The 26,460-nt window shown below is 72.7% G+C and carries 22 protein-coding genes; 12 read left to right on the top strand and 10 right to left on the bottom strand.

Features of this window, described 5'->3' with window-relative positions:
• Positions 1-56: 56 nt before the first annotated feature.
• The gene (locus ACYVLJ_RS14855; protein WP_460439015.1) at positions 57-2,069 is read right to left on the bottom strand and encodes a prolyl oligopeptidase family serine peptidase; all 2,013 of its coding nucleotides are present in this window, start codon (positions 2,067-2,069) and stop codon (positions 57-59) included.
• A gap of 172 nt (positions 2,070-2,241) precedes the next feature.
• On the opposite strand from ACYVLJ_RS14855, the gene ACYVLJ_RS14850 reads away from it, so the two are divergent.
• Complete coding sequence (locus ACYVLJ_RS14850; protein ID WP_451974303.1) at positions 2,242-3,189, top strand: neutral zinc metallopeptidase; 948 nt, start codon at positions 2,242-2,244, stop codon at positions 3,187-3,189.
• Here ACYVLJ_RS14850 and ACYVLJ_RS14845 read toward each other — a convergent pair.
• Positions 3,182-3,754, bottom strand: coding sequence for a DinB family protein (locus ACYVLJ_RS14845; protein WP_460439014.1), 573 nt, complete (start codon positions 3,752-3,754; stop codon positions 3,182-3,184). The genes ACYVLJ_RS14850 and ACYVLJ_RS14845 overlap by 8 nt on opposite strands.
• A 77-nt stretch (positions 3,755-3,831) precedes the next feature.
• Between ACYVLJ_RS14845 and pdxR the strand changes: the two genes are divergently transcribed.
• The 3 genes from pdxR (at position 3,832) to ACYVLJ_RS14830 (ending at position 6,191) form a co-directional block, all read left to right on the top strand.
• The gene (pdxR, locus tag ACYVLJ_RS14840) at positions 3,832-5,238 is read left to right on the top strand and encodes a MocR-like pyridoxine biosynthesis transcription factor PdxR (protein ID WP_460439013.1); all 1,407 of its coding nucleotides are present in this window, start codon (positions 3,832-3,834) and stop codon (positions 5,236-5,238) included.
• Positions 5,235-5,657, top strand: a complete 423-nt coding sequence (locus ACYVLJ_RS14835) for a hypothetical protein (RefSeq protein ID WP_460439012.1) — start codon at positions 5,235-5,237, stop codon at positions 5,655-5,657. Before pdxR ends, ACYVLJ_RS14835 begins: the two co-directional genes overlap by 4 nt.
• Before the next feature lie 102 nt (positions 5,658-5,759).
• Positions 5,760-6,191, top strand: coding sequence for a CBS domain-containing protein (locus tag ACYVLJ_RS14830; RefSeq protein ID WP_451973825.1), 432 nt, complete (start codon positions 5,760-5,762; stop codon positions 6,189-6,191).
• A 50-nt stretch (positions 6,192-6,241) separates the two neighbouring features.
• Here the strand turns inward: ACYVLJ_RS14830 and ACYVLJ_RS14825 are convergent, their stop codons facing one another.
• Positions 6,242-7,408 carry a hypothetical protein gene (locus ACYVLJ_RS14825; protein WP_460439011.1) on the bottom strand — a complete coding sequence of 389 codons (1,167 nt, stop codon included), beginning with the start codon at positions 7,406-7,408 and terminating at the stop codon, positions 6,242-6,244.
• Between the two features lie 243 nt (positions 7,409-7,651).
• Positions 7,652-9,211 (bottom strand): DUF4139 domain-containing protein, encoded by a 1,560-nt coding sequence (locus ACYVLJ_RS14820; RefSeq protein ID WP_460439010.1) that lies wholly within the window; start codon positions 9,209-9,211, stop codon positions 7,652-7,654.
• Between the two features lie 83 nt (positions 9,212-9,294).
• Here ACYVLJ_RS14820 and ACYVLJ_RS14815 point away from each other — a divergent pair, with 83 nt between their 5' ends.
• A complete protein-coding gene (locus ACYVLJ_RS14815) occupies positions 9,295-11,100 on the top strand; it encodes a Xaa-Pro dipeptidyl-peptidase (RefSeq protein ID WP_460439009.1) in 1,806 nt (601 codons plus the stop codon).
• A complete protein-coding gene (locus tag ACYVLJ_RS14810; RefSeq protein ID WP_460439008.1) occupies positions 11,100-11,738 on the top strand; it encodes a YdcF family protein in 639 nt (212 codons plus the stop codon). The genes ACYVLJ_RS14815 and ACYVLJ_RS14810 overlap by 1 nt, the downstream gene beginning before the upstream one ends.
• On the opposite strand, the gene ACYVLJ_RS14805 is transcribed toward ACYVLJ_RS14810, so the two are convergent.
• Together ACYVLJ_RS14805 and ACYVLJ_RS14800 are read right to left on the bottom strand one after the other, a co-directional pair.
• Positions 11,735-12,376: a response regulator gene (locus ACYVLJ_RS14805; RefSeq protein ID WP_451974301.1), complete on the bottom strand. Its 642-nt coding sequence runs from the start codon at positions 12,374-12,376 to the stop codon at positions 11,735-11,737. The genes ACYVLJ_RS14810 and ACYVLJ_RS14805 overlap by 4 nt on opposite strands.
• Complete coding sequence (locus tag ACYVLJ_RS14800; RefSeq protein WP_460439007.1) at positions 12,373-13,485, bottom strand: sensor histidine kinase; 1,113 nt, start codon at positions 13,483-13,485, stop codon at positions 12,373-12,375. The genes ACYVLJ_RS14805 and ACYVLJ_RS14800 overlap by 4 nt, the downstream gene beginning before the upstream one ends.
• A gap of 95 nt (positions 13,486-13,580) precedes the next feature.
• Here ACYVLJ_RS14800 and ACYVLJ_RS14795 point away from each other — a divergent pair, with 95 nt between their 5' ends.
• Positions 13,581-14,435: a M23 family metallopeptidase gene (locus ACYVLJ_RS14795; RefSeq protein WP_451973815.1), complete on the top strand. Its 855-nt coding sequence runs from the start codon at positions 13,581-13,583 to the stop codon at positions 14,433-14,435.
• Positions 14,436-14,593: 158 nt separating this feature from the next.
• The gene (locus ACYVLJ_RS14790; protein ID WP_460439006.1) at positions 14,594-15,718 is read left to right on the top strand and encodes a DUF4192 domain-containing protein; all 1,125 of its coding nucleotides are present in this window, start codon (positions 14,594-14,596) and stop codon (positions 15,716-15,718) included.
• 314 nt (positions 15,719-16,032) lie between these two features.
• Here ACYVLJ_RS14790 and galE read toward each other — a convergent pair whose 3' ends face one another.
• From galE to ACYVLJ_RS14775, 3 genes are all read right to left on the bottom strand, one after another.
• A complete protein-coding gene (gene galE / locus ACYVLJ_RS14785; protein WP_451974299.1) occupies positions 16,033-17,022 on the bottom strand; it encodes a UDP-glucose 4-epimerase GalE in 990 nt (329 codons plus the stop codon).
• A gap of 102 nt (positions 17,023-17,124) precedes the next feature.
• Positions 17,125-18,309 (bottom strand): galactokinase, encoded by a 1,185-nt coding sequence (gene galK / locus ACYVLJ_RS14780; RefSeq protein WP_460439005.1) that lies wholly within the window; start codon positions 18,307-18,309, stop codon positions 17,125-17,127.
• Positions 18,306-19,022, bottom strand: a complete 717-nt coding sequence (locus ACYVLJ_RS14775) for a metal-dependent transcriptional regulator (RefSeq protein WP_451973809.1) — start codon at positions 19,020-19,022, stop codon at positions 18,306-18,308. Before ACYVLJ_RS14775 ends, galK begins: the two co-directional genes overlap by 4 nt.
• 113 nt (positions 19,023-19,135) lie before the next feature.
• Between ACYVLJ_RS14775 and ACYVLJ_RS14770 the strand changes: the two genes are divergently transcribed.
• The 4 genes from ACYVLJ_RS14770 (at position 19,136) to ACYVLJ_RS14755 (ending at position 25,433) form a co-directional block, all read left to right on the top strand.
• Positions 19,136-19,981, top strand: a complete 846-nt coding sequence (locus tag ACYVLJ_RS14770) for a sulfurtransferase (RefSeq protein WP_460439004.1) — start codon at positions 19,136-19,138, stop codon at positions 19,979-19,981.
• Between the two features lie 465 nt (positions 19,982-20,446).
• Positions 20,447-21,616, top strand: coding sequence for an acetoin utilization protein AcuC (locus tag ACYVLJ_RS14765; RefSeq protein ID WP_460439003.1), 1,170 nt, complete (start codon positions 20,447-20,449; stop codon positions 21,614-21,616).
• A 2-nt stretch (positions 21,617-21,618) separates the two neighbouring features.
• Positions 21,619-24,297 (top strand): bifunctional acetate--CoA ligase family protein/GNAT family N-acetyltransferase, encoded by a 2,679-nt coding sequence (locus ACYVLJ_RS14760; RefSeq protein ID WP_451973801.1) that lies wholly within the window; start codon positions 21,619-21,621, stop codon positions 24,295-24,297.
• Positions 24,298-24,299: 2 nt separating this feature from the next.
• Positions 24,300-25,433, top strand: a complete 1,134-nt coding sequence (locus ACYVLJ_RS14755; protein WP_460439002.1) for a serine hydrolase domain-containing protein — start codon at positions 24,300-24,302, stop codon at positions 25,431-25,433.
• On the opposite strand, the gene ACYVLJ_RS14750 is transcribed toward ACYVLJ_RS14755, so the two are convergent.
• Positions 25,434-26,453, bottom strand: a complete 1,020-nt coding sequence (locus ACYVLJ_RS14750; RefSeq protein ID WP_460439001.1) for an acyl-CoA dehydrogenase family protein — start codon at positions 26,451-26,453, stop codon at positions 25,434-25,436.
• Between the last annotated feature and the right edge of the window lie 7 nt (positions 26,454-26,460).

Below are 26,460 nucleotides of genomic sequence, written 5' to 3'. Positions count from 1 at the left end.
GCCAGCAGGACGTCGGCCAAGACGTCCGGGTCCGGGGCGGTGCTCGCCGGGTTCGTCTACTTCGTGAGCTGCTCCCACAGGAACTCGAACACCAGCGCCCACTTGAACGCCAGCTGCTCGTTGTCGGCCGCGGCGCCGTGGCCGCCCTCGATGTTCTCGTGGTAGCGGACGTCGTGCCCCTGCTCACGCATGCGCGCCACCATCTTGCGGGCGTGGGCGGGGTGCACGCGGTCGTCGCGCGTCGAGGTCACGAACAGCGAGGGCGGATACCTGCGTCCACTGTGGACGTTCTGGTACGGCGAGTACTTCGAGATGTACTCCCATTCCGCGGCCTCGTCGGGGTCGCCGTACTCGGCCATCCACGACGCGCCGGCCAGCAGCTGGTGGTAGCGGCGCATGTCCAGCAGCGGCACCTGGCTGACGATCGCGCCGAACCGCTCCGGGTAGCGCGTCAGCATGACGCCCATCAGCAGGCCGCCGTTGCTGCCGCCCTGGATGCCGAGCTTCTCCGGCGTCGTGATGCCGCGCTCGACGAGGTCGGCGGCCACGGCGGCGAAGTCCTCGTACACGCGGTGCCGCTCGGCCTTGATCGCCTGGGTGTGCCAGCTCGGCCCGTATTCGGCGCCGCCGCGGATGTTCGCGACGACGTACGTGCCGCCGCGAGCGAGCCAGCCGCGGCCGATCATCCCGCTGTAGGACGGCGTCAGCGAGACCTCGAAGCCGCCGTAGCCGGTCAGCAGCGTCGGCCCGCCTTCGGCGCCGGACGGCCGGACGACGAAGTACGGGATCTTCGTGCCGTCCTCCGACGTCGCGAAGTACTGCGCGACGCTCATGCCCGAAGCGTCGAAGAACGCCGGAGCCTGCTTCAGCACTTCGACCTCTTCGCCGACGTGGCCGTAGCTGAGTGTCGACGGCTGGAGGAAGCCGCTCGAGTCGAGCAGGTACTCGTCGCTGACGTCGGGGTCGGTGTCGAAGATGTCCGCGCTGCCGAACTCCGGGCCGCCCGCCAGGGGCTCCTCCGCCCAGCCGTCCGGGCCGGGCGTCAGGGTGCGCAGCTCCGTGCGGACGTCGCGCAGCGTGCCGAGCAGCAGGTGGTGGCGGGTCCAGGCCCAGTAGTCGAGCGAGGTGTGGTCGTCGGGCGTGAAGAGCGTCGTGAAGGTGCGCTCGCCGCCCATGAAGTCGTCGAAGCGGATGGCGATCAGCGACCCCGCCGGGTGCTCGGTGCCGCCGACCGCCCACGCCGTCCGCGGCCGGACCAGCAGCCATTCGCGGTGCACGGACGCGCTCGCGTCGTCCGGGACGTCGATCTTGACCAGCGCCCCGGGCGTCCGCAGGTACAGCTCGGAGCGGTAGAAGTCGACCGCGCGGCTCACGAAGTCGCGCTCGAAGCCTTCGGTCGGGTCGTGCGACGCGCCGATCGAGACGTCGTCGGGCTTGCCCTCGTACACCGTGACGGCTTCTTCGATCGGCGTGCCGCGGCGCCACTCCTTGGCCAGCCGCGGGTAACCGGAGCTGGTCAGCGAGCCTTCGCCGAAGTCGGTGCCGACGTACACGCGGTCCTCGTCGATCCAGCCGATCCGCGTCTTCGCTTCCGGCAGGGTGAAGCCGTCTTCGACGAACTCGTGCGCGTCGAGGTCGAACTCGCGCACGACCGTGGCGTCCGCGCCGCCGCGCGACAGCTCGACGAGGCCGCGCCGGTAGTCCGGCCGCAGCACGGTCGCGCCCTGCCAGACCCAGTTTTCGCCCTCGGCCTCGGCCAGCGCGTCGACGTCGAGCAGCAGTTCCCACTCGGGCTCGGCCTGCCGGTACGACTCGAGCGTCGTCCGCCGCCACAGGCCGCGGGGGTGGCTCGCGTCCTGCCAGAAGTTGTAGAGGAGCTCGCCGCGGCGGCGCACGTACGGGATCCGGTCGTCGGCGTCGAGCACCTCGCGCAGCTCGTCCCGCAGCTCGGCGAACCGCGCGCCGCGGGTCAGCTCGGCGAGCGTCTCGTCGTTGCGGGCGCGCACCCAGCTCAGCGCGTCATCGCCGGTCACGTCTTCCAGCCACAGGTACGGGTCCTCGACACTCATGCCGACAGTTTCGTCTCCCCACGGTCCCGCCGGCCACCTGACGGCGTTTTCGTTTCGTGATCCCGGCCTCTCCGGTGGTCCGTATGCTGGTCGCACTGAGCAGGGGGAGAACGTGAACGACACCGACGGCCCGGCTCCGCCGGGAGATCCCGGGCTGCCATCACCGCCGCCGATGGCGGCCCGGCTCCCGGAACCCGCGTGGACGCCGGAGCCGAACCCGTGGGCCCCGAACTGGGCCGCCGCGCCACCCGTCCCGATCGCCCCGCCGCGCAGCCGGCTCTGGGGTGCCGTCGCCGGCGTCCTGGTCGTCGTGCTGGCGATCTCGCTGATCGCGGCCACCATCCCGCACCGGGTCGACGGCCACGCGCTCGTCGCGCAGGGCGCCGACACCGGCCGGGCCTACAGCGGCGGCTCGGAAGTGAAGCCCGTGCCGGAGCTGGCCCGCAACCCGCTGCTCGCCGACGACATCACGCCCGGGCCCGCGACCTGCGCCCTGCCCGACCTCGGGCGGGCGGCCGACCAGCTCAAGGCGTACTACGACCGGCTCGTCGACTGCCTGGCGGAGTCCTGGCGCCCGGCCCTGGACAAGGCGAACGAGCCGAGGCTGCTCGCCTTCGTCTCGGTGAAGCTGCCCGAGCACAGCGCGTGCGGCGCGGCGCCGACGGAGAACGAAGCCGTCGCCTACTACTGCGGCGGCGACACGACGATCTACGCCCCGACCGACTGGATGCTCTCGGACGCCGGGCTCAACAAGGCCCGCCACATCGCGACGATCGCCCACGAGTACGGCCACCACGTGCAGCGCGAGAGCGGCATCCTGTCCGCGGCGGCGGACAAGATGACCTCGCCGAACGAGGACAGCGCGGCCGACAAGGAGGTCGTCCGCCGCATCGAGCTGCAGGCGAACTGCTTCGGCGCGCTGTTCCTGGCAGCCGTCGCCGGCTCGGGTTCGATCAGCCGTTCCCTGGCCAACGCCGCCGTCGCCGACTACGGCCGCGCCAACGACAGCGACACCCACGGCTCGCGCGCGCACCAGCTGTCCTGGGCGAAGGCCGGCTACGACGGCCGGACGACGAAGGCGTGCGACACGTGGAGCGCGCCGGTCGCCGACGTCAGCTGACGGTCCAGGCCGGGTCGCGGCCGAGCAGGGCGAGGAACCGGTCGAGTTCGCTCGCGTCCGCCTCCGTTCGGACGATGGGCGCGAACGAGCCGTTCTTCTCACGGCCCTCGTCCGGGATGCGCTCGGCCAGTTGCAGGGCGGCGTGCACGGCTTCGGCGTCCGGCTCGTAGGGCAGGCCGAGCGTGCGGGCCAGGTCCCAGCCGTGCGCGACGGTGTCGACCAGGTGCATGTGCGCGGCGATCGTGCCCGGGAACGTGCCGAAGTGGTTGATGGCGAGCTGCCGGTCCAGCACGGCGTCGTCGGCCATGGCGTCGAGGAAGTCGTCGACGGACGCCTGGTAGGCGGCCCGGGCGTCGTCCCCCAGGTCACCGGCGTCCCAGTCCGGCGCCGAGCCGGCGCGGGCCGCCGTGGCGAAGGCGTGGTTCTCGCTGACCTGGTGGCGGAGGAGGTCGGCCAGGGTCCAGCCGGCGCAGGGGGTCGGGCGGGCCAGGTCGGCGGGCGTGGTCGTGGCGACGAGCTTGTCGAGGACGAGCAGGCTGCGGCGGTCGAGTTCGCGGAGATCCATGCTTCGCACGCTAAGCGGCGGAGCGGACCACGAACAGTGCCAAATCCGGCCTAGATCAGGTGTGCCAATCTGGAGGCGTGGACGTGCACATCGACCTGGCCGGGACCCGCGGGCACCGCGACGCGATCTACCGGCAGCTGCGGGCGGCGATCCTGGACGGCCGGATCCGGCCGGGCGAGGCCCTGCCGCCGACGCGGGAGCTCGCGCAGCGGCTGGTGGTCTCCCGGACGACGGTCAGCGCGGCTTACGACCGGCTCACCGCCGAGGGGTTCCTCGAGGGCCGGGTCGGCGCGGGCACGTTCGTCAGGGCCTCTTCCCTGACCCGCCCGGCGCCGTCCTCGGTCTCGGGGGTCCGTCCGCTGCCGGAGTGGGACGCGGTCCCGTCCCCGCCCGCGCCGTTTGCCCCGGCGCCGGAGTTCGACTTCCGGCCCGGCGTCCCGGACCTGACGCGGTTCCCGTTCGACACCTGGCGGCGGCTCGTCACGCAACGGCTGCGGGCGGGCCAGGCGGACCTGATGACGTACGGCGATCCACAGGGGCTCGCTGCGCTGCGCGAGGAGCTCGCGCGGCACGTCGGGGTGTCGCGGGACGTGCGGGCGAGCGCGTCGCAGGTCGTCGTCACGGCCGGGGCCCAGCAGACGACGGACCTGGTCGGGCGGGTGCTGCTGCGCCCGGGTGACCTGGCCGCCGTCGAGGACCCCGGCTACCCGCCGCCGCGGCTGGTGCTGGCCGCGCGGGGCGTACGCGTGGCGCCGGTGCCGGTCGACTCCCACGGCATCGTCGTCCGGGCGATCCCGGCGGGGACGCGGCTGGTGTACGTGACGCCGTCGCACCAGTACCCGCTGGGCCTGTCGATGTCGCTGGAGCGGCGGCTGGAACTGCTCGACTGGGCCGAGCGGAACGACGCGGTGCTCGTCGAGGACGACTACGACACCGAGTTCCGCTACACCGGACGGCCGCTGGAACCGTTGCACAGCCTGGATTCCCGCGGCCGGGTCGTGTACGTCGGCTCGTTCTCGAAGGTGCTTTCGCCGGCGCTGCGGCTGGGGTTCCTCGTCGCTCCGCCGTCTTTGGTGCCGGCGCTGGTGAAGGCGCGGTACCTGACGGACTGGCACGCGCCGAACGTCGAGCAGGCGGCCCTGGCGGCGTTCATGGCCGAGGGCGGCTTCGCGCGGCACGTCCGGCGGATGCGGAAGGTCTACCGCGAGCGGCACGAACTGCTGTCGTCGCTCGTCGGCGAGTTCCCGTTCCTGACGCTGCTGCCGTCTTCGGCCGGCCTGCACGTGAGCGCGGTTTCCTCGGCGGACCTGTCGCCGCTGGTCCGCCGCGCCCGCCGGGCCGGCGTCCGGCTGTACTCGCTGGGGGACTTCGCCGTGGGCGAGCGCCGGCACGGGCTGGTGTTCGGCTACGGTGCGGTCGCGGCCGAGCGGATCGGGCCGGGGCTGGCCCGGCTGCGGGCGCTGGCGGACGGGGGAGCGGCATGACCGACGACGTGCTGGTGGCGATCGACGCCGGCCTGCGGCAGCACATCGGCGGCGACCGCGCGGGCGCATACGCGACGTTCACGGCGTTGTGGGCGTCGATCGGCCCGGACGGCGAGCCCCTGCACCGCGTCGCGCTCGCGCACCACATGGCCGACGTCTGCGACGACCCCGCGGAAGAGCTCGAGTGGGATCTGCGTGCGTTGGCGGCGGCGGGCGCGATGACCGACACGGCGACCGCGCGGGGGTTCTACCCGTCGCTGCACCTCAACCTGGGTGAGGACTACCGCAAGCTGGGCGACGAGCCGGCGGCCCGCGAGCAGCTGGCGCTGGCGCGGTCCTGCCTGGCCGCCCTGGGCGACGACGACTACGCGACGGGAATCCGCCTGGCCCTCGACGGCCTGGCCGAACGCCTGGGCTGAATCGTTTTCAATACCACGAAAACGCCCCGTTTGCCGGACTTTCGCGCACGTCCCGGCGCCCTTACCCTGTGGTGATCCAGCTCACCGACGGGAAGGATCGCCATGCGGATTGCGGATCTGCTGCGCAAGAAGGGGTCGGCGGTCGCGACGGTCACCCCGGAGACCACGGTGACCACGCTGCTGGCCGGCCTGGCCGAGAAGAACGTGGGCGCGATGGTGGTGGTGGCCCCGGACGGCTCGATCGCGGGGATCGTCTCGGAACGCGACGTGGTCCGCCGCTTGAACGACCACGGCCCAGCCCTCCTGGACGGCCCGGTGTCCTCGATCATGACAACGCTGGTGGCGAGCTGCACCCCGGACGATTCGGTGGACCAGCTGTCGGTCCTGATGACGGAGCGCCGCATCCGCCACGTCCCGGTACTCGCGGACGGCCGGCTGGCGGGAATCATCTCCATCGGGGACGTGGTGAAGAACCGGATGGAAGAGCTGGAGAAGAGCCAGGAACAACTGGAGGCCTACATCTCCCAGGGCTGACTGCCTGAGTCCTGTGCTCGCCGGAGGAGCCGGCGAGCACAGGCTGCGGTTTACCGGCTTGGTGTTCGCTGAAGCTCGCGACCGACTTGTCCACAGAATCGGTGGACACCGTGGTGGACCAGCCCGCTCAGGAACATCCGAAGGCCTGAGGACGGGTGGAGCCGCACTTTCGGGCGCACGAGGTTCCGTGCCAAGTCGTCCCAGCTGAAGAAGGACCAGTCTTCGAACTCGTAGTCGCTTCGAGGCCAGTCTCGGATGCGTGACTCCAGTTCCACACGGTGCAGGCCGACGGTGGTCAGCGCGGCAAGCCCGATGTTGAGGATGTCGGTCTCCAGGAAGACGCCCAGATATCGAGTATCGCTGTCCCGGGCTTCTGCAGTGGTCAGCCCGAGTTCTTCGTGGAGAGCGCGCTCGACCCATCGTGATGTGACATCGCGTTCCCCTTGTGTGAGATCGTCCGAGCTGAGTTGTTCTTCGATGCTGCAGGACCAGGTCCCTGGGTGGTAGGCCACCTTGTGGCTTCGTCTGGTGAGGAGCAGATAGCCATCTCGAGTCGCGACTGTGAGGTGAAGGACGGCTGTGTTGGGGTAGTCGACTCGACCGTTGACTATGTCGTCGATGGCTTTCAAGCGAACAGCTCGGATCAAAGACAGCTCTCGGTTCACGAACAGTGCCTCGGAGAACTTCGTCTGCTGAACCCGGACGACCAGTGTCGGATCGTCCAGGAAAGCAGCAGGGTTGCTCATGATCCGAAACTTCGCGTAGCCGCGCCGGACGAACTCGTCGGCTGTTTCCAACCAACGTTCGTAGCTGCTCTCGTCCTCGCGGGATCGCCAGCGGAAGTCGGACGCATCCTTGATCACCAGGATGTCTTCGGGACGCCACCCTTCACCGATTCGCGGGCAGTTCTGAATGACCAACTGGTCCCCCCAAGCGAGTCGTCCCCTGCAGAACGGTTGCAGCTCTGGTGACACGACCCGCTCGGAAAGATTGCCGAACAGCTTGAGAGCCTGGTCTTTCGTGCCCACCCGGCGACGAAGAACCGAGTAGGTGATCGGAGTCAGCACTAGGAAAGCCGTTGTCGCGATCGCCAGCCACGCCAGCGGTCGATCGTCGATCCGATAGACCCTGCCCAGTGCATCGGTGAGACCGTGAACTTGAGGATCCGAGGCCGCGTTCACCCAAATCCCCATGATGAAGGCCGAGGTGACCGGCAAGGCACGTCGAGCGGTCCGAGACGCGTGCAGAATTCTTTCCAGGAATCGGTGCGGTCTGTCTCGCTCCGACAACCGCTCGACGAGACGCCGAGATCGTCGGGCGACTCCGGCGAACGGCCCCACCCTTGTTTCCCCTCCGCGATCGCGCACAGTCGTCACCCGGCGCGGTGCCAAAAGACTCGGTGGAGAACTCGTTGTCTCGGGTTTGTCTGTTACGGCTGCAGGTCTGATCGGCCCAATGTGTCACTCCCGCCAGCCGGACAGTTCCACGCCCTTCGCCACGTCCACCCGGTACGAGAGCTTCACCTCGCCAGTCTCGCCCGGTGCCAAGGTCAGCTTCCACGTCAGCTCGCCCAGCTCCGACGTCTCCACCGGCTCCGGTGACGTCTTCACATCGCGGACCGTGATCCCGTCGTCCCGCGAGACCGGCGCTTGATCCAGCACCGTCACGACCGCCGAACGGGGGCCGTGGTTGCCGACCGAAATCCGGTACTCCGCCTCACGCCGCCGCTGTCCCGACAACGCCGCCTTCGAAGCCGTGCGCCGGACCAGCTCGCGTTCGACCCGGATCCGGTCGTCCACTCCCAGCGCCAGCGCCAGCTCTTCCCCGGGAGCCCAAGCCTCCAAAACGGTGGTTCCGACGAACTCGGCGTCGTGGAACACCGAAGCCCGACCCGGTCGCAAGGCGACGGACGAGGTGTTCACCACCGTGGCCCGCAGATAAGCCTCTTCCGCCAGCACCGGTGCCGTGACGTACCCCAGATCAGCCGTCAGCGATAGCTGCGCCAACGTCGTCCGATGCCCCTGGGCCCCCGACGGCACCGCCACCGGACGCGACGGCCGGTACGTCACCGCCGTCGTGCCCTGCTCCACCGCGGCCAGCTTCGGGGCCATCGGTGCCGCGGCCAAAGCGGCGAAACCCCTCGCCCGCGCTCCCTCGGGGATGCCGCCGCCGGACCCGCCGTAGGCGGCCGCGGGCGCAGCCGGGGCCGGAAGGAACCGGTCCAGGTACCACGGCGAAAGTTCCGGCACCACCACCGAAACCGCCGGCCGCGCGGTCGACAATGCCAGCTCGCACTCCGGCCAGTCCTCGCCCGTGTGCTGGGTGACCAGCCCGTACGACATCACCGTCACGTCCGTGCCGCGCACGCGGACGTCGTACCCCGGCTCCCAGCTCGCACCGGGGACCACATAGGACAGTTCCAGCTCCGCCGAGCCGGCGGTGTCCGAGATCTCCAGCTCCACCACCACCGACGTGCTGTCCTCTTCGGACCGAGCGCTGTGGGACTCGATCCGCCGGTCCAAAGCCGCGAGGTCCTCGCGCAAGCGCGTGATCCGGTCCGAAAGCACCCGCCGCGCCTTCAACGCCGACGCCAGCCGCGAACTCAGCGCGTCAGTCACCTCCGCGACGCGCGACGGCTCGGCGGTCCCGGCCGCCAGCGCCTTCGCGAAGCTGCCACCGCTGCGCTTCGCGAGCGAAGTCAGCAGATCGACCTTCATCGCTTCGGCCGCTTCGTCGTCCACGACGCCGTCGAGCGTGGCCTGGTCCGCGCGCCGCTGCTCCACCAACGCGCGCAACGCCGCGTCAGCCGGGGAGGCGTGCCGTTCGGTGCGGACGTCGACGCCGGCGATCAGCGCGGGTCCGGTGCCCGTGACGCGCACCGATGCCGGGTCGAGGGCCAGGGGCAGCCCGGCGAAGGTCAGGCGGGGCCCGCCGTCGAGCGCGGCCTTGCCCCGGCGGGTGATCCGGGCCTGCTGCGGGTAGACGGTCACGGCGGCGATCGGCGCTTCCACGGTCGGCATGCCCCCGACGTTAGTCGCTTGACACTCCCGAGGGCGGAGCGGAAGTCTCGACAGTCGTCCGCTTCGCCCGGCTTGGGGGTTTGATGAAAGCCGCACGAACCGCAGTCCTGCTCCTCGCCCTGGCGACCCTGCCACTCACGGCGGTCACCGCCGAAGCGGCCCCGCCCGCCCCGGTGTTCACCGGCGGCCAGGCCCAGCCGGTGTTCGACCCCGCCGACGTCATCCGCGAAGACGTCTGGGTCACCGCGCCCGTCGACAGCGACCACGACGGCCAGGACGACCTCGTGCACGCCCAGGTCGTGCGCCCGCGCGCGACGCAGCAGGGCCTGAAGGTGCCCGTCGTCTACCAGGCCAGCCCGTACTACGCCGGCGGCAACGACGTCGCGAACCACGACGTCGACGTCGAGCTCTACGCACCCGGGTACGCCCGCGGCCCGGAAGGCCCGCGCGTCGCCGCGCACGGCGTCGGCCCGGCCACCCCGATCACCTGGCGCTACCAGGACTACTTCACCGCGCGCGGATTCGCCGTCGTCTACGGCGAATCGCTGGGCACCGGCCTCTCGACCGGCTGCCCGACGACGGGTGACGTCAACGAGACGATCGGCGCGCGGTCGGTCGTCGACTGGCTCAACGGCCGCACCGCCGCGAAGGACGCGAACGGCGCCGCGGCGAAGGCCGACTGGAGCACCGGCAAGACCGGCATGATGGGCGTGTCCTACAACGGGACGCTGCCCAACGCCGTCGCGAGCACCGGCGTCGAAGGCCTCGAGACGATCGTGCCGATCGCCGCCATCTCCAGCTGGTACCAGTACTACCGCAACGACGGCGCCGTCGTCGCGGCCGGCGGCTACCAGGGCGAGGACGCCGACGTGCTCGCCGAATACGTCTACACCCGCGCCGACCGGCAGGTCTGCCGCCCGGTGATCGACGGCCTCACCCGCGACCAAGACCGCGTGACCGGCGACTACACGCCTTTCTGGGACGTCCGCAACTACCGCAACGACGTCGCGAAGGTGCACGCGTCGGTGCTCGCGGTGCACGGCCTCAACGACTGGAACGTCAAGACCGACCAGGTCGCCGAGTGGTACGAAGCGCTGAAGGCCCACGGCGTCGAGCACAAGATCTGGCTGCACCAGTCCGGCCACGCGGACCCGTACACGCTGCGGCGCGACGTCTGGCTCACGACGCTGAACAAGTGGATGTCGCACTACCTCTACGGCATCGACAACGGCATCCAGAACGAGCCGAAGGCGACGATCCAGCGCGAAGACCTGTCCTGGGTCGACGAAGCGGACTGGCCGGCGCCGACGACGGCCGACGTCCGCGTCTACCCGTGGCCGGGCGGCAAGGCGAAGGGCACCCTCGACACGCGCAACCCGGTGCCGGGCACCGCGGCCGTCGAAACCCTGGCCGACGACTCGTCGAAGACGATCGAGCAGCTGGCCGGCCTGGCGTCGTCGGGCAACCGCCTGCTGTACGCGACTTCAGCGGCGAAGCAGGCTGTACGTCTCTCCGGGACCGCGCGCGCCGACTTGGCGCTGGCCTTCGACCGGCCCGCGGCGAACGTCTCGGCGATCCTGCTCGACCGCGCCCCCGACGGCACGTCCCACGTGATCAGCCGCGGCTGGGCCGACCCGCAGAACCGCACGTCGCCCGCCCGCACCGAACCGATCACGCCCGGGAAGACGTACAAGATCGGCGTCGAGCTGATGCCGAAGGACTACGTCCTCGCGGCGGGCCACCGGCTGGAGTTCCTCCTCGCCTCGAGCGACCACGACTACACGCTGCGGCCGAAGCCGGGCGCGGGCCTGGCGCTCGACCTGACGAAGACGTCGGTGACGCTCCCGGTCACGGGGGGCAAGCCGGCGCTGCGAGCCGCGTTCGGCTGATGCTGCCGGACCACCTGGACGCCGACGTCCGCACGTTGTGGGAGTACCACGACCTGCGGCACGCACCACGGCGCTCCGACGTCGGGATCGGGCTCGGCAGCCGCGATCCCGGCGTCGCCGTCCACACGGCCGAGCTGTTCCGGGCGGGCCGGTTCCCGCTCGTCGTCTTCACGGGCGCCAACGCGCCGACGACGGTCGAGCGCTTCCCGCGCGGCGAAGCGGTCCACTACCGCGAAATCGCGCTGGAGCTGGGCGTCCCCGACGACGTCATCCTGGTCGAGCCCGCGGCGCGCAACACGGGGGAGAACATCGAGTTCACCCGCCGGCTGCTGGCCGGGCGGGCGATCCGGTCGGTGACGCTGGTGACGCGGCCGTACCAGCAACGCCGGGCCTACGCCACGGCGAAGCGGTGCTGGCCCGGCGTCGACGTCGTGTGCGCGTCCAAGGCGGTGTCGTTCGAAGAGCACCTCACCGGCGAAGAGGACGCCGAACGGGTGATCAGCATGCTCGTCGGCGAGACCCAGCGGATCACCGCGTACGCCGAGCGGGGTTTCGCGATCCCGCAGACGATCCCGGCCGGCGTGGCGCGGGCGTTCGGCCGGCTGGCCGCGGCGGGGTTCACCCAGCGACTGCTCTAGTCCGCGATGCCCGCCCGGTAGGCGAAGGCGACCGCCTGCGCGCGGTCCCGCAGCCCGGCCTTGGTGAACAGGTGGTTCACGTGGGTCTTCACCGTCGCCTCGCTCACCACGAGCGTGCGCGCGATCTCCGTGTTCGACAGCCCCGCCGCGATCAGCCGCAGCACCTCGATCTCGCGGGCGGTCAGGCCTTCGATCTCCTTGACCCGCTTGGGCGTGCTGCGGGTGGCGGCGTCGACGAGCCGCCGCTGCAGCTCGCCGTCCACTGTGGACTGCCCGGCGGCGGCCGAGCGCAGGGCCCTGGCGATCGCCTCGGCGTCGGCGTCCTTCGTCAGGAACCCGCGGGCCCCGGCGCGCAGCGCGGCCAGCAGCGACTCGTCGTCGGCGTACGTGGTGAGCACGACGACCTCGGTGCCCGGGTGCTCGGCGCGGATCCGTTCGGTGGTCTCGACCCCGTCGCAGCGGGGCATCCGCAGGTCGACCAGCACGACGTCGGGGTGGTGCGCGGCGACGAGGTCCAGCGCGGCCAGCCCGTCGGCGGCGGCGCCGACCACCTCGACGCCCGGCAGCAGCCCGAGCAGCGTGACCAGGCCTTCCCGGACGACCGCCTGGTCGTCGGCCAGCACGACGCGCAACGTCACGCCGGCACCGTCAGGTGAATCCGCCATCCGTCCTCCCCCGGCCCGCTCTCGAAGCGCCCGTCGAGCAGCGCGACCCGTTCGCTCATCCCGCGCAAACCGTAGCCTGCCGCCGGCGCGTCCGGCGGGCGCCTGCCCTGCCGGTCGGCCACGGTCAGCGCGACGCTCCCGGAGCCGTAGTCCAGCGTGACGTCGACGTCGGCCTGCGCCGCGTGCTTGCGCGTGTTCGCCAGCGCTTCCTGGACCGCGCGGACCAGGGCGGTGCCGACCGCCGCGTCGAGGTCGCGCGGCTCGCCCTCGACGGTCAGGTCCGCCCGGGCGCCGCTGTCGAGCCGGTACGCGGCCAGCAGGTCCGCGATCGTGCGTTCGACCGGGACGGCGTCTTCGCGCAGCGCGGCGACGGCTTTCCGGGCCTCGGCGAGGCCTTCCGACGCCAGCTTCTGCGCCCGTTCGATCTGCGCGACGGCGTCCGGGCTCGCCCCGTCGCGCACCAGCATGAGCCGGGCGCCCTGCAGGTTCAGCGAGAGCCCGGCCAGCGAATGCGCCAGGACGTCGTGCAGCTCGCGGGCGATGCGGGCGCGTTCGGCGAGGGCGGCCGCGCGGGCGTGCTCCTCGCTGGCGGTCTGCGCGCGGGCCAGCGCCAGCTCGGTCTGCTCGATCTTGGCCAGCCGGGTCCGGCGGTTCAGGCCGAGCAGGACGATCACGGCGACGATCGCGTACGTCGGCAGGGCGCCGCCCCAGGCGTGGTGGTAGCCGGCCCAGAAGGTGATCGCCGCCAGGTCGATCGCGACGGCGAGCACGATCGGCACCGCCGGCTGCCGGATCACCACGAAGAAGGTGGTGGCGAACATCGTCACGGAGGCGAAGCTGTTCGGCACGACCGCCCACAGCGCACCGGCGGCGCCGATCACGGCGACGGTCGCCACGGGCAGCAGGCGGCGGCTGCCGACGTCGTAGATCCACAGCAGCGGCAGCGACAGGACCAGGGTGATGCCGATCAGGATCCAGGCGAGCGTGTTCGCGCGGGGCATCGCGGCGAACATCGGCACCGCGACGAACCCCCAGCGCACCCAGTCCTGGACCTGGGGGAGCCCGGCTCGTCTGCTGATCATCCTCGGTGCCTCCGCTGGGTGCTTGTACGGAAAATGTACCGACGGGGGCTTCACTGTGCGGTGTCGAGATGTCCCGTTCGTCAGGAGGTTCCCCCATGTCCAGGTTGCGACGGCTCGCCGTGTTCGCCGCCGCCGCGGCGCTGCCCGCGCTCGGCCTCACCCTCGCCGGCCAGGCGACGGCCTCGGCCGCGCCGAACTTCCAGGTGCCGTTCAAGTGCGGGGTCACCGTGACCGCGGCGACGTTCAGCGGCCACAGCCCCGAGTACTCGGTCGACTTCCAGAAGTCGGGCATCACGGGCATGCCGGTGCTCGCCGCGGCGTCGGGCACGGTCACGCGGGTGGCCGACGAGGGCAGCACGAGCTACGGCAAGTGGATCGAGCTGGACCACGGCGGCGGCTGGCGCACCCGGTACGCGCACCTGTCCGCCCAGGAGGTCTCGGTCGGGCAGACCGTCGGGCTCGGCAAGGAGATCGGCAAGGCGGGCGCGACCGGCGGCGTCACCGGGCCGCACCTGCACTTCGAAGAGCGGCTGAACAGCGTGGTCCAGAAGGCGAAGCTGAACGGCGTCGCCGTGCCCTACTACGGCCACACGGACTTCACCAGCAAGAACAACTGCGGCGGCAACCCGTACTCGGCCGAAGAGGTCTGCGGCGCCGGCTTCTCCGTGGTCGACCAGCAGGCGCTGGCGAACTCGTCGGGCACGGCGTACCTGCTGTACAACGCCTCGACCAAGGCGAACTGCGTGACCACGCTCAAGGCGACGTCGCTGGGCACGGCCAGCCCGGTCTCGGCGTTCCTCGAGGTCCAGGGGTCGGCGCGGGTGACCGACTCGGGCAGCTTCACCTACTACGCCGGGCCGGTGAAGAAGACCGCCGACGCCACCTGCGTGAAGTGGGGCGGTTCGGTGGGCAGCAACACCTACGAAAGCGGTTTCGAGCACTGCGGCTGAGCCGGGCCGGTCGGTGGGGCCGGGCAGCCTAGCCCGCCCCACCGACAGAAACCCGCCGTCCGGCCGGCCGCCGGCCGGATCCGTCCACATCGGCCCCGACGATCCACAGATTTGCCGCCACCGCCCCGGCCGGCCCCGTCCTGCCCCATCGTGGAGGCATGACCACTGCCACTCCGACCGGCCGGCCGCCGGTCAACCTCCGAAGCCCCGCGCAGCTGCTGGCCGCGCTCCCGTACCTGATCGGGTTCCGGCCCGAGAACTCCGTCGTCCTGCTCGGCCACCGCGCCCCGGCGGGCAACCGCATCGGCCTGGTCCTGCGCGGCGACCTCCCCCGCCGCGAAGACCGGGCCCGGCAGGCCAGGGCGCTCGCGCCACGGTTCGCCCTGGCACCCCACACCGGCGTGACGCTGGTGGTCGTCGGCGGACGGCGAAGACCCGGCAGCGCGCCGCCGCACGCGGGGTTCGTCGAGGAGCTGGCGGACGCGCTGGGCGAGCTCGGCCTCCCGGTGCTGCACGCGATGTGGGCCGAGAACATCACCGAGGGCGCGCCCTGGGGCTGTTACGCGGACCAAGACTGCGGCGGCGAACTGCCGGACCCGCGCGCGACGGTGCTGGCGGCGGCCGCGACGGAGGACGGCACCGTGGCGTTCGACAGCCGCGACGAGCTGGCGGCGCTGCTGGCCCCGCGGTCACCGGAAGCGCTCGCCCGCCGGGCGGAGGCGCTGTCCGCGCAGTCCTCGTTGCCGTGGCCGGAAGCCACCGCGGTGTCCGACGCGGCGTCGGTGATCCGAGCGGCGTTCGAGCGTCAGCTGCGCGGTGAAGACCCGCCGACGGACGAAGAAGCGGTCCAGTTGGCGAGCGCCCTGACGATCCCCGAGATCCGGGACGTCTGCCTGGCGATGGCGGTCCCGACCCACACCCCGGCCGCGCGCGAGGCGGAGCGCCTGTGGCTGATGCTGGTCCAGGAGCTCCCGGCTCCCGAGCGCGCCGAGGCGGCGGCCCTGCTGGGCTACACGGCCTACATGCGCGGTGACGGCACGTTCGCGGGCATGGCCCTGGAGAACGCCCTGGAAGCGGCGCCGGACCACGTCCTGGCCCAGCTGCTGACGAAGGTGCTGAACCACGGCTTCCCACCGGAACAGCTCCTGGGCCTGGCGTTGGCCGCGGACCCCACGGGCATGTCGGGCTTCGGCCTCGCCCCGGCGGACTTCGCCGAGCCGGGTCCGTGCCTGCCGTCGGGTGTCGCATTCGGACACTCGGAAGCGCGGAAAGACTCATCCTGACCGACGCCTGCCGGCTGCCGACGCGGTGCCTTGTGGCCGAGCTGCGGCAGGGCGGTCCGGGCGGGCTGCCGGGTCCGGGCGGCCGCCCTGGCGCCGGTGCGCTCTGGCTTCTGGGCCCGGTTTGCTCGGGCCGGATCGCCCGGCGGCCACGGCTGGGCGCCCGGGCGGTCTGCCAGGGCTGGACGAAGCTCCCCAGCTCCGGTGCGTTCCGGCTCCCGGGCCGGATCGCCGTCAGCCCAAGCCCCGGCCCCGGACTCAAGCCCCGGCCCCGGACGCGGGGCCCGGGCCGCAGCTGAGGCGACCCAGGCGTGGAATCAGCCCCGAGCGGTCTGCCGGGCCTGGGCGAACTCCCAAGCGTCGCGCACGATCCCGGTCAGCTCCGTGCGCTCCGGCTTCCAGCCCAGGTCCTCGCGGGCCCGGTCGCTGGCCGCCACGAGGACCGACGGGTCGCCCGACCGGCGCGGAGCCACCGCCGCCGGGATCGGGTGGCCGGTGACCTCGCGGCAGGCCTCGATCACCTCGAGCACGGAGAACCCGGTGCCGTTGCCCAGGTTGTAGATGCGGTGCTCACCCGCCGTCGCGTGCTTCAGCGCCAGCAGGTGCGCGTCCGCGAGGTCCACGACGTGGATGTAGTCGCGAATCGCGGTGTGGTCCGGCGTCGGGTAGTCGTCGCCGAAGATCTGGATGCGCTCGCGGTCGCCCGAGGCGACCTGCAGGACGAGAGGAATGAGATGGGTTTCCGTGGTGTGGCGCTCCCCGAAGGCGCCGTACGCGCCCGCGACGTTGAAGTAGCGCAGGCTCACGGCGGCCAGTCCGTGCGCGCCGGCGAAGCTGGTGATCGCGTGGTCGATCGCGAGCTTCGTCGCGCCGTAGGTGTTGGTCGGCCGGGTCGGCGCCGACTCCGGGATCGGCGACTGCTCCGGCTCGCCGTACGCGGCCGCCGTCGAGGAGAACACCAGGCGTGGCGTGCCGTGCTCGTGCATGGCCTCGAGCAGCCGCAGCGACGTGACGGCGTTGCCCTCCCAGTACTTCGTCGGCTCCGCCATCGACTCGCCGACCAGCGACTTGGCCGCGAAGTGCAGCACGCCGTCGAAGCCCTCGCGCAGCAGGCTGCCCGCCACCTCGGCCGCGTCACCCTCGATGAACCGCGCGTCCGGGTGAACGGCGTCGGCGTGCCCGGTGGAGAGGTCGTCGACCACGGTGACCTGGTGCCCGGCCTCGATCAGCCGGGCGGCGCAGACGCTGCCGATGTACCCGGCTCCGCCCGTCACGACCAGTTTCAGGGCGTTGCTCTGCTCCGACACGTCCAGGCCTTCCTGCTCAGGGTGGTGACTGTGCGCCACAGTCTTCACCCCCGGCGACGCGCGGGTCCGCGCGGGGGTTGCCCCGGGCGGACCCGCGCGGCCTCAGATCTCGTCGCGTCCGGCACCGCGGGACGGCACCGCGGTGAACATCCGCGGCCGCCGGTAGCCGGCCTTCTCGTACGCCGCCTCGACGGCTGCCTTGACCCCGTCCAGGTCGGCGTCGCGGACCAGTGCGATCGCCGAGCCGCCGAAGCCGCCCCCGGTCATCCGGGAGCCGAGCGCGCCGGCTTCCCGCGCCGAGTCCACCGCCAGGTCCAGCTCGGCCGTGGAGATCCGGTAGTCGTCGCGCATGCTGACGTGCGAAGCGTCCAGGTACGGGCCGATCTCCGCGAGGCGCCCGGCCCGCAGCAGCTCGACCACCTCGAGCACCCGCTGGTTCTCGGTGACGACGTGCCGCACGAGCGGCACCAGCTCGGCCGGCAGCCGGCTGAGGGCGTCCTCGAGACCCTCGACGGTGACGTCGCGCAGCGCCTTGACCTCGAGCAGCTCCGCCGCCCGTTCGGTGCCGCGGCGACGCTCGCCGTACCCGCCCTCGGCGTGCGAGTGCTTCGTGCGGGTGTCCATGATCAGGACCTGCAGCCCGGCCTCGGCCAGGCCGAACGGCACCTGCTCCTGCTCGCCCGAGCGGACGTCGAGGAACAGCACGTGCGATTCGGTGCAGCAGAGGGACGCCGTCTGGTCGAGCAGGCCGGTGGGCGCGCCGACGAAGTCGTTCTCCGAGCGCTGGACCCACCGCGCCACCTCGGGCCGCGTCGGCACGCGGTCACCGGGGGTGCCCAGCTCCAGCCCGGCCAGCCCGAGCAACGCGAGCGAGACCGCGCATTCGAGCGCGTGCGAAGAGGAGAGTCCTGCCCCCGAGGGCACGTCACCCGCGATGACCAGGTCGGCACCGGCCGAGAAGCCCTGGTCGCGCAGCACCCAGGCGACCCCCGCCGGGTACGCGGCCCACCCGTCGACCGTGCCCGGCGCCAGGTCGGCGATCTTGAGCTCGCCGGAGCGCTGGAGCTGGCCGTCGTCACCCAGGGTGGCCACGGACAGGACGCCGTCCTCGCGGGGCGTCGCGGCCGCGGCGAGGCGGTGCGGCAGGGCGAACGGCAGCACGAAGCCGTCGTTGTAGTCGGTGTGCTCGCCGATCAGGTTGACGCGCCCCGGCGCGGACCACACGCCGGCGGGCTCGCCGCCGTGCACCGTGCGGAACGCCGCCGCGGCATCGGAAGCCGGGCTCACCTGGCTTGCGCCAGGACGGCGTGCAGCGCGGAGCTGGCGACCTGGGCGGTGTTGTCCCCGCCGGTGACCTCGATGGTGCCGCCGTTGGCCTTGCCGACGGTGACCGTGCCGCCCGGCACGATGCCGACGGACTTGAGCTCGGTCATCAGCGACTCGTCCAGCTGGACGTGCTCGGCGATGCGCCGGATCTCGACGCGGCCGCCACCGGTGCGGGCGAACTCGTCCAGGCGGACGAGGTCGGCCTCGGCGGGCGGTGCCGGGTCGCCGTCACCCAGCTTGTCCAGGCCCGGGATCGGGTTGCCGTACGGGGAGGTGGTCGGGTGGTCGAGCAGCTTGACCAGCTTGCGCTCGACGGCCTCGCTCATCACGTGCTCCCAGCGGCACGCCTCGTTGTGCACGTGCTCCCACTCGAGCCCGATGACGTCGACGAGGAGGCGCTCGGCCAGGCGGTGCTTGCGCATGACGGCGATGGCCAGCTCGCGGCCGTGGTCGGTCAGCTGGAGGTGCCGGTCGTCGGCCACCACCACCAGGCCGTCCCGCTCCATCCGGGCGACGGTCTGGCTCACCGTCGGGCCGCTCTGCTGCAGGCGCTCGGCGATGCGGGCGCGCAGCGGAACGACACCCTCTTCTTCAAGCTCGTAGATGGTACGCAAGTACATCTCGGTGGTGTCGATGAGATCGTTCACGCTGTCCCCTTCGTCCGCGTCGCTCATCGTAGTCGTTGACCCCGACAGCGGCGGCGGCCCTCAGGGATAACAACTCGCCGGTGGGCCTTGTGCCGGAACCCGGCAGCGGCCGGGTGGCGGACCGCTGGAAGATGGGAGGCATGCGTCCGCTGATCAGCACCACCGACCTCGCCGCCGCGCTGGCCGGCCCGGCGGGGGACCGGCCCGTCGTCCTCGACGTCCGCTGGCGGCTCGCCGGCCCGCCCGGCGCCGATTCCTACCGCGAAGGCCACGTGCCCGGCGCGGTCTTCACGGACCTCGACCGCGTGCTCGCCGGCGAGCCGGGCGAGGGTGGCCGGCACCCGCTGCCCGACCCGGCCGCCCTGCAGCGCGACCTGCGCGCGGCCGGCGTGCGGGCGGGCGCGCCGGTGGTCGTCTACGACGACGCGGACGGTTCGGTGGCGGCCCGTGCGTGGTGGCTGCTGCGCTGGGCCGGCCACGAGGAGGTGGCGGTGCTCGACGGCGGCTACGCGGCGTGGACGGCCGACGGCCACCCGGTGAGCACGGACGCGGCGCGGCCGGAGCCGGGCGACCTCACGGTCCGGCCGGGCGCGATGCCGGTGCTCGACGCGGACGAGGCCGCGGCCCTGGCCCGCGACGGCCTGCTGCTCGACGCCCGGGCGAACCCGCGCTACACGGGCGAGACCGAGCCGGTCGACCCACGGGCGGGCCACATCCCGGGCGCGGTGAACGCCCCGTTCGCCGGCCACACCACCGACGACGGCCACTGGCGCGCGCCCGAAGAGCTGGCGGCCCGCTTCGCGGACCTGGGCCTGCGCCCGGGTGAGCCGGTCGGCGCGTACTGCGGCTCGGGGGTGACGGCCAGTTCGGTGGTCCTGGCCCTGGAGCTGGCGGGCCACCCGGGCGCGGGCCTGTACGCGGGCTCGTGGTCCCACTGGTCGAGGAACCCCGACCGCCCCGCCGCGACGGGCACCCTGCCGGGCTGACCCCGCGCCAGGACCGCCCGGGGCGAGGGCATCCTGCCGGGCTGACCGGCGCAAACGGCCGAACTGCTCCGCGACGGGCACCCTGCAGGGCTGAGCCCGCGCCAGGATCGTCCGGGGCGAGGGCGCCCTGCTGGGCTGAGCCCGCGCCAGGATCGTCCGGGGCGAGGGCGCCCTGCTGGGCTGAGCCCGCGCCAGGATCGCCCGGGGCGAGGGCATCTTGCCGGGCTGACCGGCGCAAACGGCCGAACTGCTCCGTGACGGCCGGCAGCACCGCGTGGCCGGGCCCACGACATCCCCGGCCGCGCGCAGCAGGGGCCGGCAGCCGCGCAGCAGGGGCCAAGAGGCGTAGCGGCCGAGAGGCAGTCCGCAGGCAGCGATGGGCGCGGGCGGCCGTATGGCAGCAGTGGCGGGACCGGCGCTCTTCGAGTCCACGGATTCGCTCGATCGGCACTAGAGTCGGGCGGTATGTCGCCGGCTGTTGTTTGGGACTCCGCTCTGCTCGGTTATGACCTGGGCGGGGAGCATCCGTTCAACCCCGTCCGGCTGGAGCTGACCGTGCGGCTGGCCACCGAGCTCGGGGTGCTCGACAACGTTCCGCTGCTGGTGCCCACCGGGGCCGGGGACGAGGAGCTCCTCCGGATCCACGCTCCCGAATACATCGCCGCCGTGCGGGAGGCGCCGCTCGTCGGGTGGGATGTCGGGCATGGGCTCGGGACTTCCGACAACCCCGTCTTCTCGGACATGCACGACGCGTCCGCGCTGGTCGTCGGCTCGACGTTGCTCGCCGCGCGGAAGGTCGCCGAGGGGGCGGCCACGCGCGCGGTCAACATCGCCGGGGGGCTGCACCACGCCATGCGGGACCAGGCGTCCGGGTTCTGCGTCTACAACGACTGCGCCGTCGCCATCAGCTGGCTGCTCGACCACGGCTTCGAGCGGATCGCCTACATCGACACCGACGTCCACCACGGCGACGGCGTCCAGGCCGCCTTCTACGACGACCCGCGCGTCCTCACGATCTCGATGCACCAGCATCCCTTCACGCTCTGGCCGGGCACCGGCTACTCCGCCGAGACCGGCCGCGGCAAGGCCGACGGCACCGCCGTCAACGTGCCGCTGCCGCCGCGCACGCAGGACCCGGGCTGGCTGCGTGCCTTCAACGCCGTCGTCCCGTCGCTCCTCGCCGACTTCGAGCCACAGCTGCTGTTCACGCAGTGCGGGGTCGATTCGCACGAGGAGGACCCGCTCGCCGACCTCTCGCTGAGCGTCGACGGGCACCGGACCATCTACCGCACCCTCCGCGACCTCGCCGAGACCTACGCCGGCGGCAAGTGGATCGCCGTCGGCGGGGGCGGGTACCAGCTGATCCGGGTCGTGCCGCGGTCGTGGACGCACCTGATCGCCACCGTCCTCGACCGGGACGTCGACCCGGCGACGCCGCTGCCGCCCGGCTGGGTTTCGACCGTCACGAACGCCGCGCCGCACGCCGAACTGCCGCGCGCGATGACCGACGAGCGCGAGACCGGGTTCAAGCCGTGGGGCGACGGCGAGGACGACCCGGTCGACATCGCCATCCGGGACACCCGCCGCGCCGTCTTCCCGCTGCACGGCCTCGACCCGGACGACCCCAGGGACTGACCATGGCCGGCCGCGACCCCTTCGACTACCCCCGCGACTGGGAGGCCGACGTCGTGCTGTCCGACGGCGGCACCGTCCACCTGCGCCCGGTCGTGCCCACCGACGCCGACGGCCTGGTCGCGTTCCACGGCAAGCTCTCCGAACGCACGCGCTACTTCCGCTACTTCGGCGCCTACCCGCGGATCCCCGAAAAGGACCTGAAGCGCTTCTCGACGGTCGACCACCACGACCGGGTCGCGTTCGCCGCCTTCCTGGGCGACGACATCGTCGCGGTCGGCCGGTACGAGCGGCTCGACGGCGGGCCGTCGGCCGAGGTGGCGTTCGTCGTCAGCGACGCGCACCAGGGCCGCGGGCTCGGCTCGATCCTGCTCGAGCACCTCGCCGCGGCCGCGTCGGAATGCGGGCTGCGGCGGTTCGTCGCCGAGGTGCTGGCCGAGAACGCCGCCATGGTGCGGGTCTTCCGCGACGCCGGCTACCAGGTCAGCCGCGAGATCGAGGAAGGCGTGCTGCACCTGGAGTTCGACATCGACCCGACCGAGGAGTCGCTCGCCGTCGCGCGCTCCCGCGAACAGGCCGCCGAGGCGCGCAGCGTGCACAACCTGCTGCACCCGGCGTCGGTCGCGGTGATCGGCGCGTCGGCCGAGCCGGGCAAGGTCGGGCACGCCGCGTTCGCGAACCTGCTGGTCGCGTCGTTCACCGGCACCGTCTACCCGGTCAACCCGGAGCACCGCTCGGTCCGCGGCGTCCGCGCGTACCCGTCGGTGCTGGACATCCCGGACCCGGTCGACCTGGCCGTCGTCGCGGTGCCCGCCGAGGCCGTCGAGTCCGTTTTGGACGCTTGCCTCGCGAAGGGCGTCAAGACGCTGCTGATCCTTTCCAGCGGCTTCGCCGAGGCCGGGCCGCACGGCCTGCACGCCGAGCTGCGGCTCGTCGGGGAGGCGCGGGCGCACGGCATGCGCGTCGTCGGCCCGAACGCGCTGGGCGTGCTGAACACCGCGCCGAGCATCCGGCTCAACGCCACCCTCGCGCCGAGGCTGCCCGGGCGCGGGCGCACCGGGTTCTTCTGCCAGTCCGGTGCGCTGGGCACCGCGATCCTCGCCGACGCCGAGTCGCGCGGCCTCGGCCTGTCGACGTTCGTCTCGGCGGGCAACCGCGCCGACGTCTCCGGCAACGACCTGCTGCAGTACTGGGAAACCGACCCGGACACCGACCTCGTCCTGCTGTACCTGGAGTCCTTCGGCAATCCGAGGAAGTTCGCGCGCCTGGCCAGAAGGCTGGCGAGGACCAAGCCGATCGTCGCCGTGAAGTCCGGGCGGCACGCCGTCCGCCCGCAGCTGGCGGCGACGTCGACGGAGATCGACGAAGCCAGCGTCCAGGCGCTGTTCGAGCAGGCCGGCGTCGTGCGCGTGGAGTCACTGGCGCAGCTGTTCGACACCGCGCTCGTGTTCGCCCACCAGCCGCTGCCCGCCGGGCCGCGGGTCGCCATCGTCGGCAACTCCAGCGCGATCGGCCTGCTCGCCGCCGACACCGCGCGGATGCAGGGCCTGCGCCTGGCCTTCGACCCGGTCGACGTCGGCCCGCAGGCCGGGCCGGACGACTTCGCCAAGGCGGTCGGCGAGGCGCTCGCCTCGCCGGACACCGACGCGCTGGTCGTCGTGTTCGCGCCGCCGGTGGCGATCCCGGGCACCGCGTACGCCCGCGCTCTCCGCGAAACCGTCGAACTGGGGGAGCGCAAGCCGATCGTCTCGACGTTCCTCGCCGCCGAAGGCGTGCCCGACGAACTCGCCGAGCTGTCGGACGACGGTGTGCCGGCGCGCGGCTCGATCCCGTCGTACCCGAGCCCGGAACGCGCCGTGAACTCCCTTGCCCGGGTCGTCCGGTACGCGGCCTGGCGGCAGCGCCCGCAGGGCACGCTGGTGCGCCCGGCCGGCATGCACACCGAGCAGGCGCAGGGCATCGTGCGCGAACTGCTGGAGTCCGAAAGCGGCAGGACGACGCTGCTGTCGGACACCGACGTCGTGCGCTTGCTGGGCTGCTACGGCATCGACGTCGTCCCGTTCCGCGTCGCGTCCACTGTGGACGAAGCGGTGACGGCGGCGGCCGAGCTGGGCTACCCGGTGACGCTCAAGGCGGTCGACGAGCGGCTGCGCGGCCGGCCCGACCTGGCCGGGGTGCGGCTCGACCTGGCGTCCGAAGACTCGGTGCGCACGGCTTACGAAACGCTGCGCGAGATCTCCGGCGACGACGACGTGTACGTCCAGCGGATGGCGCCGAAGGGCCTGTCGTGCGTGATCGGGCTGCAGGACGACCCGTCGTTCGGCACGCTGGTGTCGTTCGGGCTGTCCGGGCTGGTCAGCACGCTGCTGGGCGACCGCGCCTACCGTGCCGTGCCGCTCACCGACGTCGACGCGGCGACGCTGCTGCGCGAGCCGCGGACCGCGCCGCTGCTCACCGGCTACCGCGGCGACGAGCCCGCCGACCTCGCCGCGCTGCAGGACATGGTGCTGCGCGTGGCCGCGCTGGCCGAGGACAACCCGGAGGTGCGGTCGCTCGTGCTGGACCCGATCCTGGCCTCGCCGGACGGCGCCTTCGTCGCCAACGCGCGGCTCGTGCTGGGGCCGCCCCCGTCCCGTCCCGACACCGGCCCGCGGCGCCTGCGCGCCATCAACCCCCTGGACTGACCATGGGCACGCTGACCGAGGTGCTGACCCGGCACGCCGCGGACGTGCCGGGTGCGGTGGCGCTGGTGGCGCACGGCGGGCAGGCCGAGGTCGCGGCCGTGGGGGCGGCCGACGCCGAGGGCATCGTGCCGATGGCGCCGGACTCGCTGTTCCGCGTCGGGGCGCTGACCGGGCCGGTCGTGGCCGCGGCGCTGCTGCTCCTGGTCGACGACGGCGAGCTGGCGCTGGACGACCCGGTGGCGCGGTGGCTGCCGGAGCTGGCGTCGCCGGTGGTGGTCCGGACGCCGGCCGGGCCGGTCGACGACGTCGTGCCCGCCGTCCGCCCGATCACGGTGGCCGACGTGCTGGGTTCCCGCTGCGGGTACGGCCTCGCGGCGGACACGACGCTGCCGGCCGTCGACCTGCTGCTCCAGGTGCTGGGCCACCCGGCCGCGGCGCCGCGCGGGCTGTCGCCGGACGAGTGGCTGGCGGCGCTGGCCCAGGTGCCGCTGCTGCACCAGCCGGGCGAGGCGTGGCTCTACGCCACCGGCTCGGACCTGCAGGGCGTGCTGATCGCGCGGGTGACGGGCCGGCCGCTGCCGGAGTTCCTGGCGGAGCGGCTGTTCGAGCCGCTGGGCATGGCCGACACCGGCTTCGCCGTGCCGACGGCGGCGCTGGGCCGGTTCACCAGCGCCTACCGCCGCCGTGACCACGGCCTGCAGCTGGTCGACTCGCCGGAGGGCCGGTGGAGTGCCCCGCCGAAGTTCCCGTCCGGGGCGGCCGGGCTGGTTTCGACGGCGGGCGACCTCCTCGCGTTCGCCCGGTTCGTGCTGGCCGAGGGCACGGTCGGCGACCACCGGCTGCTGCGGCCGGAGTCCGTGCGCCGGCTGACGGCCGACCACCTGACGCCGGCCCAGCGCGCGGCGGCGCGGCCGTTCCTGCACGGCCAGGGCTGGGGCTACGGCGGTGCGGTCGACGTCGAGCCGAAGCACCCCTGGGAGGTGGCGGGCCGCTACGGCCGGGTCGGCGGGGCGGGCACGGCGGCGCACCTGGTCCCGGCGACGGGTACCGTCACGGTCCTGCTCACGCAGGTGGAGCTGACCAGTCCGGAGCCGACCCCGCTGATGCGCGAGTTCTGGACGTACGCGGCGAAGTAGCTACCGGCCCGCCAGCTCGTCGCCCAGGGCCAGGAGCTGGGGAGTCGCCGAGCCGAGCAGGAACTCCAGGCGCTTCGCGGCCGTGAAGTAGCGGTGCACCTCGTGGTCGACGTCGATGCCGACGCCGCCGTGCAGGTGGACGGTCGTGTGCGCGACCCGGTGGCCGGCCTCCGCCGCCCAGAACTTCGCCGTCGCCACGGCCTCGGCCGACGGGAGGTCCGACGCCAGCCGCCACGCGGCCTGCAGCGACGTCAGGCGCACCGCTTCGACGTCCACGTACGCGTCCGCGATGCGCTGGCGGACCGCCTGGAACCCGCCGAGGACGTGGTCGAACTGCTTGCGCTCGCCCGCGTACGCCGCCGTCAGCTCCAGCGAGCGCTCGACCACGCCGAGCTGCTGCGCGCAGACGCCCACCGTCCCGCGCAGGCGCAGCCATTCGCCGATGTCGCCCAGCGAAGTCCCGGGAACTTCGGACAGTTCGAGCAGGCAAGCGTCGGCGTGGTCGGTCGTCTGCTGCGGTCGCACGGTGACGCCCGGGGCCGCCGCGTCGACCAGGAAGACCTCGCCGGAAGCGGCCACGAGGAAGCCGTGGGCGAACGCGCCGAAGTGCACCGCGGACTGCGAGCCCGAAAGGACCCCGTCCGAGGCGGTGAAGCCGGTCAGCGCCACCGCCAGAACGCGTTCTCCCCGCAGCACCGGCAGCACCCAGCGGTCCACCAGCTCCGGCGTGCCGAACTCGGCCAGCGCCGACGCCGCCATCGTGATCGACGGCAGGTAGGGGACCGCGGCCACCGCCCGGCCGATCTCGGTCAGCACCGCGCACTGCTCCAGCAGGCCGAACCCGCCGCCGCCCAGCGACGAGGGCAGCGCCGCGTCGAGCACGCCCGCCTGGCCCAGCGCCGTCCACAGGGGAGCGTCGAAACCGCCGGTGCCGTGCGGGTCGTGGGTGGCCCTGTCGGCGAGGATCCGCCGGGTCAGCGCGGCCAGGTCGGCCGACGCCTCGGAAGGGGTGAAGTCCATGCGACGC

Source organism: Amycolatopsis stemonae (assembly GCF_054781455.1).
This window is presented reverse-complemented; position numbering and strand designations above follow the sequence as displayed.